This window comes from Pseudoalteromonas sp. Angola-4 (genome assembly GCF_028599265.1).
Classification (GTDB): Bacteria; Pseudomonadota; Gammaproteobacteria; order Enterobacterales; family Alteromonadaceae; genus Pseudoalteromonas; species Pseudoalteromonas atlantica.
The window spans coordinates 41,619-53,761 of the sequence record NZ_JAQREK010000016.1 but is presented as its reverse complement, the minus strand read 5'-3'; the positions used below and the strand labels follow the sequence as shown (position 1 = coordinate 53,761).

Sequence of the window (12,143 nt, the reverse complement as noted above, 5' to 3'; positions counted from 1 at the left end):
TGCAGGCCGTTTTTGTTTATCCTGTATTTTTCAGCTTACAGCTGTTCGCTATTGTCTCGTGATCGTCATAAAATCACGTTATAATAGTGAAATATGCGTGGCTTATAGCGCATTGCACACACATTTTGGAGAGAAGTTTGTTAGCTGTTATACGTGTTTTAATTATGGTGCTGTTTATATTTTTCAGCTGCGTGTTTGGGTTGTTATTGTCGATTGTGAGACCGTTTCACCCTAATAATGTGCATGTGATAGCCGGCTGGTTTGGCTCAATGGCTAAAATGTTAGGGGTTAAACTTGTCCTTAAACGCCACCCTGATGCGCTCAATATTGGCCCTGCGGTTTACCTATCAAACCATCAAAACAATTACGATTTATTTACTGTATCGGCTATGGTGCCTAAAAACTGCGTTAGCTTAGGCAAAAAAAGCTTAAAGTGGATCCCATTTTTTGGACAACTTTACTGGTTGTCGGGCAACATATTGATTGATAGAGCCAATCGCTCAAAAGCGGCAGGTACAATTTCAAAAGCCGCTGAAAAAATTAAACAAAAAGGCCTATCTATTTGGGTATTTCCCGAAGGTACAAGAAGCTATGGCCGCGGTTTACTGCCATTTAAAACCGGCGCATTTCACACTGCTTTAAGCGCAGATGTACCCATAGTACCGGTATGTATGAGCACAACTGATAAAACTATTAAGCTAAACCGCTGGGATAATGGTACAATTTACATTGAAATGTTAGCGCCTATATCACTTGATAAAAAAGTGAGTGCCCGTGAACAGGCCACCCAAGTGCATAGTATTATGGCTGCTAAAATAACTGAATTAGATGCTCAAGCGAGAGATAAATAATGGAAAACTGGCGTGAAATAAGTGAAGACATCGTAAGTTCACTACTTGAAGATGGCTCTGATCCTGAAATACTTTATGAAGTTGAGCATCATTTTGTATGCGAAGATTTTAGCAAATTAGAGCAAGCGGCACTGGCTGCCTTTAAATTAGGCTACGATGTTGAAGAACCGGCAGAGCTTGAGCTAGAAGATGGCAGCAAAATTTGGAGCTTTGATATTGTAGTCGAAGCTGAGCTAGACGTTGAAGTTATAATGGAAGACGTTGATAAACTTGCAGCGCTAGCTGTTGAGTGTGACGTTGAATACGACGGTTGGGGCACTTACTTTCAAGAGTAAGGCGTTAGCTAGTTGATAAAGGCGAGCATTTATATATGCTCGCTTTTTTTGTGCACAGAGTAAATATGACTCTTTAAACCGCAGCCTATTTTCAGATATTAATTCATTTTTAGTGTAATGGCGCATTAATACCCCCCTTTATTTTGCCTTATTTAACGGCAAAAATTTAATACTTTTCGTGTTACCAATTTCATTTTTGTTATAACCAATTATTATCTTTCATATAAAAAACTTAATTCTCCTTAATTTATTCATTAAAAGTTAAGCTTGTTCATATTCCTATTGGTAATAGAGCTTGTTTCGACGTACTACTTATTCATTAAATTGAAAAAATATTTTTATTTATTACTAACCTGTCCCTAATATATAACCTGTTGAATAGTTATAACTATTTACAAGTTGTAAATGCAATATTTAATAAAACTAATACTTATTTGCTATTACACCCTCTGTTGACATATTGGTAACAAAAAATATAGCCTTTAGCTCGCCATATGGCATTAATATTGGTAAGGCCAATTCAAGGGTTTTAGATTGATTTTTGTAACCCGAGTGTTCTTGCCAAATCTATTCATACACAAAAATAGAAACCTGTTTACACAGGGTGATCTAAGTTTTAGTGACTGACACAAAACTAGGTAGTTAGGTTATTTTTATATTCAGGTTTAAAGGAATAAAGATAATGATTAACCATAAAAAACTGTTTTTTTACAGCGCAATTGCGACAAGTTCAGCGCTATCTCATGCTGCAACAATTAATAATGCAGGCTTTGAAAGTGGCTTTAGTAACTGGAACGAAACCGACCCAGCCGCTATTTCTTCAGATGCTTACAGTGGCTCAAAATCGTTAAAAATTCAGGGCAGTCCAGCACGGGTTTATCAAGTGGTAGATATACAGCCTAACACTGAATACACCCTAAGTGCTTATGTGCTGGGTAAAGGGCAAATTGGTGTAAACGATTTAAATGGTTTATTTAAAAACCAAACCTTTAATGTTTCTTCGTGGACTAAAGTAACAAAAACATTTACCTCAGCAAACACCAATTCACTTCAGGTTTTTGCTAAACATTACAACAACACCAGCGATGTAAGGTTTGATAATTTTGCCTTGGTTGAGGGCAGCGGCAGTAATGATGGTGGCTCAGATGGCGGCAGCGATAACTCAAATGGTTCAACAATTCCTAGCAGCATAACCAGTGGTAGCATTTTTGATTTAGAAGGTGATAACCCAAATCCTCTCGTTGACGATAGCACCTTAGTGTTTGTGCCGTTAGAAGCACAACATATTACGCCTAATGGTAATGGCTGGCGTCATGAGTATAAGGTTAAAGAAAGTTTACGCGTTGCGATGACTCAAACCTATGAAGTGTTCGAAGCTACGGTAAAAGTTGAGATGTCTGATGGCGGAAAAACAATTATATCGCAGCACCATGCTAGTGATACCGGCACTATATCTAAAGTGTATGTGTCGGATACTGATGAATCGGGCTTTAATGATAGCGTAGCGAACAACGGAATTTTTGATGTGTACGTACGTTTACGTAATACCAGCGGTAATGAAGAAAAATTTGCTTTGGGTACAATGACCAGCGGTGAGACATTTAACTTGCGGGTAGTTAATAACTACGGCGATGTAGAGGTTACGGCATTCGGTAACTCGTTCGGTATACCAGTAGAGGATGATTCGCAGTCATACTTTAAGTTTGGTAACTACCTGCAATCGCAAGACCCATACACATTAGACAAATGTGGTGAGGCCGGAAACTCTAACTCGTTTAAAAACTGTTTTGAGGATTTAGGCATTACAGAGTCAAAAGTGACGATGACCAATGTGAGTTATACGCGCGAAACTAATTAATTAGTGACTTATTATGGCCACTCAATTGAGTGGCCATAATAAAAAAACTTTATCTTATAACCATTTTTTATTTTTAAAGTACACGCCAATACCGCCAGTAAGCACAATTAAAAAAATCACAAATGCACTAAATGCATAAGGGTTTTCGGTACCAGGTATGCCACCTACATTTACCCCTAAAAGGCCCGTTAAAAAGCCCAGTGGTAAAAAAAGCGCAGCCACAACCGACATTACATACATGCGTTGATTTAATTGCTCAGACACCTGGTTAGTAATGGTTTGCTGAATAATTTGCGCACGCTCTATGGCGCTATCTAGCTCTTCTAAATAACGAATAAGTAAGTTAGTGGTTTCGTTTAGCTTTGCTTTATCTTCATCTAAAAGCCAGGGGTAATGGTTATTTACCATTAAACTTAACGCTTCCTTTTGCGGTTTTAAGTAACGCTTTAAGGCAATAGTTTGACGGCGCAGTTGAGATAAACCTTGGTTATCAAACTTTTTACTTGGCTCGTCTATTTCTTCTTCAAATTCATCAAGGGTTTCATCAAGCGTATCAATGACACTTTGCATGCGTGATGTCAGTTTTTGCGTAATAGAGCCGACCAACTCTGATATTGAGCATGGGCCGTGGCCAGCATTAAGCTCTGCTAATATATCTTGAATCGAAAGTAAGCGACGTTTGCGCGTTGTGATAACCACAGATTCGCTAATAAATAAACGAATTGACACCATGTCCTCAGGGCTTTGCGCTGGGTTTAAATTTACACCACGCAAAAACAGCATATGGCCATTGGTGCTAGGTGTTAAGCGAGGGCGAGTTTCATCAGCAATAAGCGAATCAAGCTCAAAGTCGGTAAGGTGAGCCTGGCTTTTAAGCCACGTTACTGCCTCGCTTTGGCTGTAGTCCATATGTATCCACAGTTTACCTTGGCTAGGGTGCCAGTTATTTAAATCGCGGGTGTTTTCTATGGCGTGCGCGCCGCCTTTTTCATCAAGCACCAGTGCATGCAGTAAACCATTAATCATATTTTAAACTCATATAATAGTGTATTTTTAATACAGTTAACTATAGTGTATCTGCATAGTGCTTTACAAACTTACCTTAACTTTTAATTAGTTAGCGTTAAGGTAAAACCTATATGCAGGCTTTAATTGCTAAATAAGGCACTAAACAGCAAGGCGCGCATTGTGTGATTAGTTCCTATAAAAGATCAATTTAATTTACTCATCGACTAGATAAATTTATTTCGCTGGTGTTTTTTGCGCCGTAGCGTATAAGTCACTTTTTTATTAAGGGCACATTTATGACAGCAAAGTTAACTGTTGGTTGGCGTGAGTGGTTAAGTTTACCCGAGCTTGGCATCGAAAAGATAAAAGCAAAAGTTGATACTGGCGCCCGCACTTCATGTATTCATGCAATTAACATTGAAGAGTACAAAGAAGGCGAAGAAAAGTGGGTAAAATTTATAGTCCAACCATTGCAAGATGACGAACACACTCAGGTTGCTTGCACTGCAAAGGTTAAAAAAATTAAGGCGGTAACCAGCTCAAGTGGGCAAAAAGAGTTACGGTACTTTATAGAAACAAGGTTGTCTGCAGGGCCCCATAGTTGGCCTATAGAAGTTACTTTAACGAGTCGGGCAACCATGAAGTTTAGAATGTTATTAGGGCGTACAGCCATGGAAAATCGTATAGTCGTTGATCCGGCTTTATCTCATTTATTAGATAGTTAAGGTTTTAACTATGAAAATTGGTATTTTATCTCGCAACAGAAATTTGTATTCAACGCGTCGCTTAATTGAAGCGGCAGAGGCACGCGGTCACGAGGTAAAGGTGATTGATGCGCTTCGTTGCTATATGAATATAAACTCAGAACAGCCAGAAATTCACTACCGTGGTGAAAATTTAAAAGATTTTGACGCCATTGTTCCACGCATTGGTGCATCGGTGACGTTTTATGGTTGCTCTGTTTTACGTCAGTTCGAAATGATGGGGGTTTATCCTGTTAACGAATCGGTGGCTATTTCTCGTTCGCGCGATAAATTACGCTCACTTCAGCTGTTATCACGTAAAGGCGTAGGCATGCCGGTAACCGGTTTTGCCAGCAAACCAGATGACGTTAAAGACTTACTAGAAATGGTAGGCGGTGCTCCGGTGGTTATTAAATTACTTGAAGGCACACAAGGCATCGGTGTTGTACTTGCTGAAACACGCAAAGCGGCTGAAAGTGTTATTGAAGCGTTTATGGGTTTAAAAGCCAATATTATGGTTCAAGAATACATTAAAGAAGCCGGCGGAGCCGATATTCGTTGTTTTGTACTTGGCGATAAAGTAATAGCGGCCATGAAGCGCCAAGCGCAAGAAGGCGAGTTTCGCTCAAACCTTCACCGTGGTGGTAGCGCTACATTAGTACGCATTACCCCAGAAGAGCGTAAAACCGCCGTTGCTGCAGCAAAAGCAATGGGCTTAAATGTAGCGGGCGTTGATTTACTTCGCTCATCTCGTGGGCCGTTGGTAATGGAAGTAAACTCTTCTCCAGGCCTTGAAGGGATTGAAGTGGCAACAGGTAAAGATATTGCCGGTATGGTGATTGATTTCATCGAAAAAAATGCTGCTATTAAAGGAACCGCAACCCGTGGCAAAGGTTAAAATTAATCGTCCTTTTACCTTATTAGGTGAAAGTGTTGGCGTGGGCGAGCGTAAAACCCTTGCTTTAGAGGCTGCTAAACTTTACACCCATTCACCGCTTAATATTCCTATTGAAGTGGTTAATGGTGTAATGGAAGGCCCAGTGCTGATGGTGTGTGCCGCTATTCATGGTGATGAGCTAAATGGTGTAGAAGTTGTACGCCAGCTGCTCTCAAAAATAGATGCAAGCCAACTGCGCGGAACCATAATTGCTGTGCCAATTGTTAATGTGTTTGGCTTTATTCATAAATCACGTTATTTACCCGATAGACGTGATATGAACCGCAGCTTTCCGGGCTCTGAGCGCGGATCGCTTGCTGGGCGTATGGCACATATGTTTTTTAATCAGGTGGCGGTACATTGTACCCACATTATTGATTTACATACGGGGGCTATTCACCGTACTAACTTACCGCAAATACGCGCTAACTTAGATGATGAAGCAACCGCTGATATGGCTAAAGCATTCGGTACGCCAGCGGTTATAAATGCATCCCTTCGTAATGGCTCATTACGTAGTGAAGCCGCTAATTTAGGTATACCGGTTATTACTTACGAAGCTGGTGAAGCCCTACGCTTTGACCCTATTGCCATTGCAGCAGGTGTGCAGGGTGTGGATTATGTGATGCGGCATTTAAAAATGATCCGCGGCAAGCGTCCTAAAAAACTGCCCGATCCTATTATTGCAGGGTCTACAAGTTGGATACGCGCTGAGGTAGATGGCATTGTGCGTGCGCAAGTATCGCTAGGTGAACATGTAGAAAAAGGCCAAGTGCTGGCGTACATAAGTAGCCCATTAGGTGATGCCGAGCTTGAGCTTTTAGCGCCTAAGGGCGGTATTGTGATAGGCCAGCAAACTATGCCATTAGTAAATGAAGGGGATGCGGTATTCCACCTTGCTTACTTTGCAAATGATAACAGCTTAGTAGAACAGCAATTAGAGCATTTTATTGACGAAATAAATGATTTAGATGAAGAGCTTAAAACAGCTGAGCTAAATAATTAGCACTATGTTAGCTACTAAAAAGCCGCAGTGAGGTTTGCCTTACTGCGGCTTTTTTGCGGATATGACTTTTTAAACTATGTCTTTTTAAGGCCAATAATCCGTTTTATTACCGGTGCCTTTGTAGGCTTAGGTTCTTTATTTAATACCATAACCGGGCGTGTCACAAACAGGTTGTTAGGGTAAACAACTCGGTGCCCATCCACATGCTCAAGTAGCACGTTCATCAAACCTAATTCGACAATGCGCCCTTCTATATGGTTTGCGCCATCAACAATACGCACCCAATTTCCCACATGAAAACCATTTTGAATAAACATGAGTAAAAAAGCGGTAAGGTTACTAAGCAGTGACCAAGCGGCAAATAAAGCGACCCCGAGCATAGCAAATAATGATGAGCCCAAAACTAATAGCCCGCGCAGCTCTATACCCCAAAATATAAGCACTAAGCACAGTACTACAAACGCGAGTATTATTTTTAATAACAGCTCCGCTCTAAATTTACGATGAACATCTACTTTTCCTTTTATGGCTTTTTCGAGCAACTTTTTAGTGACTTTTAATAAAAGAGGAAAAAGTAAAATGGCCATAAGGGTAACAATCAATTTATATTGCGTACCCATTAGCTCTAAAAGTGCAAACAATTCCAAAGTGTGATCCCGTACTTTTTTTAGGAAAATTTAAAGCGCTAGTGTAACGCTTTCGTTTATTGCTCGCTATTTAAAAGGTGTTTTTAACACTTACGAGCCACTGCACCGAATCAACATCGTCGTAGCTATCAAGCGGGGCGGCAATATCAAGGTGGATCATGGTGCCAGAGTTTGCTCTGCTAGGTGCTAAACGCAAACCCACACCAACATTTTTTAAAACATGATCGTTCTCGCCGTTGTCTTCATCGTTAAACCAAGCGCGGCCAACATCAACAAAGCCCGCTGCACCTACTTTAAATAGCTGCAGTAAATCGTACTCCCAGTAATAGCGTTTTTCTAAGCTGACTAAAAAGCTTCGGTCGCCATGCTGGTAATCCATAGGGTAGCCACGAAGGCCCGTTTCGCCGCCAAGTGTTAGCTGCTTATCGGCGGTTAGGTTTTTAGCATACTGAGCACGGGCTTTAACAAACCAAGATTGGTTTTCGCTGGTATTTAAGTAGTACTGCACTTCGCTGGTGGCTAAAAAGTTTTCTAGTTGTTTTTGCTCTTTATTCCAATAACCATCCACTTGAGCACTAAAACGCCACAGCGTTCTGTCGGTAGTAAAGTGCGCTTTTTTAGCTTTTAACGAATACACGGCTCTGCTGTCATCATTACTTAGTGACTCATCTGAGTAGCCTAATAGGGCTTTAATATTCCACCCTAAATTTAAATCTTCGGTGCGCGAAATACTGTCAAAATTACGCACTTTTATATAACTGTCTTCAAACCAATGACCACTCACATAGGGGTAACTTAGTTGTCTGTTTTTGGCCAAGGGAGCAAAGGTTGTTTCTATTTCTGCAAAGCTGTCTTTTTGGTTTACATAGCCAAGCGTTAAGCGCTGTGTCCAGCTATCAGATAATGCTTTAGAGTGGCCTAAAAAAGCGCTAAAAAAATCGGTTGTTTGATCAAACTCGCTGTATTCATCACCACGGCGATACAACGACTCTTCTCGCTGTTCAGAAAAGCTTTTAATACCATAGCTATAAGGTGTATCTATGGCGTAAAACGGATAGGTTAGCTCTAATAAGTGGCGTTTACCGTCGCTGTTGTCGGCATACTCTAAGCGCCCGCGATACCGGCTAGATAATATATTAGGATCGTCATAAACAAATAAATAACCATTACGATCGCTGTCGGTAGTACGTGAAAACGACAAGCGCTTGCCCCAACCCAGTAAATTGGACTCGCGAAAGCCAATGCTCGATTTATTTTCGCCACCGCTGCGGCTAAAGCTTATTTCAGGTAGTAAGGTCCATAAATCGCGAGTTACCACCGTTACATCTACGTTGCCGTCGCAGTTTTCAACCGCGCTTATTTGCGCATCATATAAATAGTTTTGTTGGCGTAATAAGCGCTCTGACTCAGCGAGCTTTCTGGCATTGTAATTATCGCCTTGTTTAAATAACAAAATATTACTAATAACGTCTGGCTCGGTTTGAATATGCGCGCGGTTGGCAAAACGAAAAAGCGCGTTATTTTCCTCCTCCAGTTCGGTATTAAAAACGTTAAGTTGTTTAAGGGTAATTGAGGTTATTTGGGCGTCGCTGCGACTATTAATCAGTGTGGTTTTATCTTCAACCTCACGGCGTAAATTATTGCTTTTGTCAGAGTGAGTTTGCACAGCGGAGCAGGTGTTAGTTTTATTGGGTGGTTGTTGTGCAAAGGCCTTAGGCGCACTAAAGCTTACAAGGGCTAAGCTTATACAACAGTGTGCAATCCATTTTCTATTCACCATTCAACCTCTTCAATACTACTGCAAATATGAGTCGTAATATCAGCTTACATCATTGTTATTACAATGTAAGTAAAAGGTATGGATTTTGAAACTAATTAATTGTTACCGTTACGCACCTTTGTTAATTAGTGCATATGCGAGGCGTTTTAGCTTAAGTAAAAAGCAAGGGCTGCTAATAAATGCTCGGCTTCTTGGCCTTCGCCATTAATCCAAATACTTTCGCTGTAGTGTTCAAAATTTAAATTAAAGGTTTGCTGTTGATAGCTAAAGCGCAATTGATGACGGTCAGCACCCCCTGCGTAGTCAATAATTGTTATTTCATCTGCGTGTAAAAACAGCGTGCTCCACAGCTCAAAGTCTTCATCGTGTGGGGCTTCTACCGGGCTTATAACAATGCATTTATGGGCGTGATTGTATTCAATTTGGGTCATAGTTTACTTAATTGCTAGCAAGGTAATTACGAATGGCCGTTAAAAATTCGCCGCCATATTTATTGAGTTTGGTAAAGCCAACGCCCGATACCTTTAAAAATTCGCTGTCGTTGGTGGGCATTAATTGCGCCATTTCGGCTAAGGTTTTATCGTTAAATACAACGTACGGCGGTACATCGTCGGCATCAGCGAGTTCTTTACGCAGAGCCCGTAAGCGGGCAAATAGTTTTTTGTCGTAGTTAAACTGCGCCAGTTTATCTTGGTATACGTGTTTAGCTTGTAAGCGCGGCTCGGCAAGCTGTAGAGCGTATTCACTTTTAAGCACTGCGCGTGCTGCTTCGGTTAAGCGCAGCGAGGCGCCTTGGGTAATATCTTGGCTTAACAAGCCTTGGTGTATAAGTTGGCGTAATATACTGAGCCAAAATTCACTGCTTTTGTCTTTGCCTATGCCATAGGTGCTGAGTTCGTGGTGGTTGTTGTCGCGTATGCGGCTGGTATTAGCCCCGCGTAATAATTCTACAATATAGCCTAAGCCAAAACGCTGCCCAGCTCGATACACACACGAAAGCGCTTGTTGCGCTACTAATGTGCCATCAAAGCTTTTTGGTGGGTTAATGCAAATATCGCAGTTGCCACATTGCTCGCGTTTATACTCGCTAAAGTAGTTTAATAGTATTTGCCGGCGGCATGTTTGCGCCTCGGCAAAGCTGGCCATGGCATTAAAGCGTTGTTCTTCTACGCGGCGGCGTTGTTCATCGTCTATGTCTTCAAAAAAGCGCCTAACGCGGCCTATATCGGCGGGATCAAAATACATAATGGCTTCTGCGGCTAAGCCATCACGCCCAGCGCGGCCGGTTTCTTGATAGTAGGCTTCAATACTTTTTGGAATATCGTAATGCAGAACAAAACGCACATTTGGTTTATTTATGCCCATACCAAAGGCAACGGTCGCAACGACTATTTGAATGTCGTCACGGGCAAACCCGGTTTGCACAAATTGGCGCTGCTCGTTGCTCATGCCAGCATGGTACGCGGCGGCATTTAAACCTGCATCAGCGAGTTTTTCGGCAATGTCATCAACGCGCTTACGGCTAGTGCAGTAAATAATGCCACTTTGATTTTTTTGCTCTTTTAAATAGCGCAGTAGTTGCGCCATGGGCTTGAACTTTTCTTCGATGGTGTAACGAATATTCGGTCTGTCGAAGCTGCCGGTATGTATATAGGGCTGTTGTAATTTTAATTGCTCAACTATATCAAAGCGGGTCGCTTTATCGGCCGTGGCGGTCAGTGCCATCATAGGTACATGGGGAAAGCGCTGCTTAAGCTCATTTAATCTAAAGTAATGAGGTCTAAAGTCATGCCCCCAATGCGATACACAATGTGCTTCGTCAATTGCAAATAAGCTGATATTTAAGTGGCTGAGTCGCTCGGTAAATTCATGCTGAAGCACTTTTTCAGGGGCAACATACAGTAATTTTATTAGCCCTTGGTGCAATTGTTGGTACACTAATTGTTGCTCTTCGCGAGCCAAGCTATTATTAATGTAAGCGGCTTTAACACCTAATGCTTGCAGTTGCGTTACTTGGTCTTGCATGAGCGAGATAAGCGGTGAGATTACCACAGTAACCCCTTCGAGCACTAACGCTGGTACTTGGTAACACACTGATTTACCGCCGCCTGTAGGCAGTAGTACCAAAGAGTCTTGGCCATTAATGGCCGCGTCGATCACCGCTTTTTGGCCATCACGAAACTCGCTGTAGCCAAACACTTGTTTAAGAACCGTGTCGGGCTTGCGGACCAATGTGCTAGGTGTAGGGGTTAGAGTATTCATCGGCGGCTATTTTAGTGTTTTTTTAATAGGATGTCTTTAGCTTAGAGGTAAATGATTTAATTAGTGCCTCGTGGTTTTGCTTCAGGTATGCTTAACTCATCGTACCAGTGTTAATTTAAACATAGAGAATAATAATGAATAAAGAAATGTTAATTGAACAAGTTGGCGCACTGTTTGTAAATGGCATGCCATTTAATCAGTTTTTAAATATCTCGGTAGAGTCGCTCAGCCCTGAGCAAGCTAAAATTACCTTTCCCTGGCAGGATGTATTTATAGGCAATCCTGCGCAAAAAATTCTTCACGGCGGTATTATATCGGCGGTGCTCGATAATGTGGGCGGCATGCTTGCAGCAGCCAGTGTTATTGATAAATTAACCGAGCTCGATATCCCTAGCGTTCAGCAAAAGCTGGCTACCTTAGGCACTATTGATTTGCGCACAGATTATTTGCGCCCTGGCAAAGGGGAGACATTTACAGCCAGTGCTACTTTGATCCGCTCTGGAAATAAAGTGTGTGTATGTAGAATGGAGCTACACAACGAAAAGGCAATCCAAATCGCCTTTGGTACAGGTACGTATTTAGTAGGTTAAAGCTGCTAATTACGCACGGCTAAAATAAAAAGCTTTGCCTTACGCTGAGCTTTAGTTACCGCAAAATAAATCACTTAATAGCGCGAATTGGTATAAACTGTCGGCCTTTTAGTATGAATAAGTAGT

The 12,143-nt window shown here is 41.5% G+C and carries 12 protein-coding genes; 7 read left to right on the top strand and 5 right to left on the bottom strand.

What is annotated here, in order from left to right; translation table 11 throughout:
* The first annotated feature begins 137 nt into the window (after window positions 1–137).
* The 3 genes from PSH48_RS16335 to PSH48_RS16325 all read left to right on the top strand — a co-directional run bounded on the left by PSH48_RS16335 (window position 138) and on the right by PSH48_RS16325 (window position 3,044).
* A complete protein-coding gene (locus PSH48_RS16335; RefSeq protein WP_273611885.1) occupies window positions 138–851 on the top strand; it encodes a 1-acylglycerol-3-phosphate O-acyltransferase in 714 nt (237 codons plus the stop codon).
* Entirely contained in the window at window positions 851–1,186 is a 336-nt protein-coding gene (gene rraB / locus PSH48_RS16330; protein WP_004587970.1) for a ribonuclease E inhibitor RraB, read from the top strand. Before PSH48_RS16335 ends, rraB begins: the two co-directional genes overlap by 1 nt.
* Before the next feature lie 682 nt (window positions 1,187–1,868).
* Entirely contained in the window at window positions 1,869–3,044 is a 1,176-nt protein-coding gene (locus PSH48_RS16325; protein ID WP_004587971.1) for a polysaccharide lyase family 7 protein, read from the top strand.
* Window positions 3,045–3,098: 54 nt separating this feature from the next.
* On the opposite strand, the gene PSH48_RS16320 is transcribed toward PSH48_RS16325, so the two are convergent.
* Complete coding sequence (locus PSH48_RS16320) at window positions 3,099–4,070, bottom strand: zinc transporter ZntB (RefSeq protein ID WP_029772374.1); 972 nt, start codon at window positions 4,068–4,070, stop codon at window positions 3,099–3,101.
* Between the two features lie 278 nt (window positions 4,071–4,348).
* Here PSH48_RS16320 and PSH48_RS16315 point away from each other — a divergent pair, with 278 nt between their 5' ends.
* From PSH48_RS16315 to PSH48_RS16305, 3 genes are read left to right on the top strand one after another with little or no spacing between them, the layout of a single operon-like run.
* Window positions 4,349–4,777 (top strand): ATP-dependent zinc protease family protein, encoded by a 429-nt coding sequence (locus PSH48_RS16315; RefSeq protein WP_004587973.1) that lies wholly within the window; start codon window positions 4,349–4,351, stop codon window positions 4,775–4,777.
* Between the two features lie 10 nt (window positions 4,778–4,787).
* On the top strand, window positions 4,788–5,693 hold the full coding sequence (gene rimK, locus PSH48_RS16310; protein ID WP_004587974.1) for a 30S ribosomal protein S6--L-glutamate ligase: 906 nt from the start codon (window positions 4,788–4,790) through the stop codon (window positions 5,691–5,693).
* Complete coding sequence (locus PSH48_RS16305) at window positions 5,680–6,738, top strand: succinylglutamate desuccinylase/aspartoacylase family protein (RefSeq protein WP_024031557.1); 1,059 nt, start codon at window positions 5,680–5,682, stop codon at window positions 6,736–6,738. The genes rimK and PSH48_RS16305 overlap by 14 nt, the downstream gene beginning before the upstream one ends.
* 74 nt (window positions 6,739–6,812) lie before the next feature.
* Here the strand turns inward: PSH48_RS16305 and PSH48_RS16300 are convergent, their stop codons facing one another.
* The 4 genes from PSH48_RS16300 to recQ form a co-directional block, all read right to left on the bottom strand.
* A complete protein-coding gene (locus PSH48_RS16300; RefSeq protein WP_273611884.1) occupies window positions 6,813–7,385 on the bottom strand; it encodes a mechanosensitive ion channel domain-containing protein in 573 nt (190 codons plus the stop codon).
* A 70-nt stretch (window positions 7,386–7,455) separates the two neighbouring features.
* Window positions 7,456–9,165: a POTRA domain-containing protein gene (locus tag PSH48_RS16295; RefSeq protein WP_024031559.1), complete on the bottom strand. Its 1,710-nt coding sequence runs from the start codon at window positions 9,163–9,165 to the stop codon at window positions 7,456–7,458.
* 146 nt (window positions 9,166–9,311) lie between these two features.
* Window positions 9,312–9,596 carry a DUF3630 family protein gene (locus PSH48_RS16290; RefSeq protein ID WP_029772370.1) on the bottom strand — a complete coding sequence of 95 codons (285 nt, stop codon included), beginning with the start codon at window positions 9,594–9,596 and terminating at the stop codon, window positions 9,312–9,314.
* 7 nt (window positions 9,597–9,603) lie between these two features.
* On the bottom strand, window positions 9,604–11,427 hold the full coding sequence (gene recQ / locus PSH48_RS16285; protein WP_004587979.1) for a DNA helicase RecQ: 1,824 nt from the start codon (window positions 11,425–11,427) through the stop codon (window positions 9,604–9,606).
* 134 nt (window positions 11,428–11,561) lie between these two features.
* Here recQ and PSH48_RS16280 point away from each other — a divergent pair, with 134 nt between their 5' ends.
* Window positions 11,562–12,017, top strand: a complete 456-nt coding sequence (locus PSH48_RS16280) for a thioesterase family protein (protein ID WP_004587980.1) — start codon at window positions 11,562–11,564, stop codon at window positions 12,015–12,017.
* Window positions 12,018–12,143: the final 126 nt, after the last annotated feature.

Excerpts from the sequence above, each read along its gene's own strand:
- rraB (WP_004587970.1), top strand. The coding sequence starts at position 851 with ATGGAAAACTGGCGTGAAATAAGTGAAGACATCGTAAGTTCACTACTT.
- PSH48_RS16325 (WP_004587971.1), top strand. The coding sequence starts at position 1,869 with ATGATTAACCATAAAAAACTGTTTTTTTACAGCGCAATTGCGACAAGT.
- PSH48_RS16320 (WP_029772374.1), bottom strand. The coding sequence starts at position 4,070 with ATGATTAATGGTTTACTGCATGCACTGGTGCTTGATGAAAAAGGCGGC.
- PSH48_RS16315 (WP_004587973.1), top strand. The coding sequence starts at position 4,349 with ATGACAGCAAAGTTAACTGTTGGTTGGCGTGAGTGGTTAAGTTTACCC.
- rimK (WP_004587974.1), top strand. The coding sequence starts at position 4,788 with ATGAAAATTGGTATTTTATCTCGCAACAGAAATTTGTATTCAACGCGT.
- PSH48_RS16295 (WP_024031559.1), bottom strand. The coding sequence starts at position 9,165 with ATGGTGAATAGAAAATGGATTGCACACTGTTGTATAAGCTTAGCCCTT.
- PSH48_RS16290 (WP_029772370.1), bottom strand. The coding sequence starts at position 9,596 with ATGACCCAAATTGAATACAATCACGCCCATAAATGCATTGTTATAAGC.
- recQ (WP_004587979.1), bottom strand. The coding sequence starts at position 11,427 with ATGAATACTCTAACCCCTACACCTAGCACATTGGTCCGCAAGCCCGAC.
- PSH48_RS16280 (WP_004587980.1), top strand. The coding sequence starts at position 11,562 with ATGAATAAAGAAATGTTAATTGAACAAGTTGGCGCACTGTTTGTAAAT.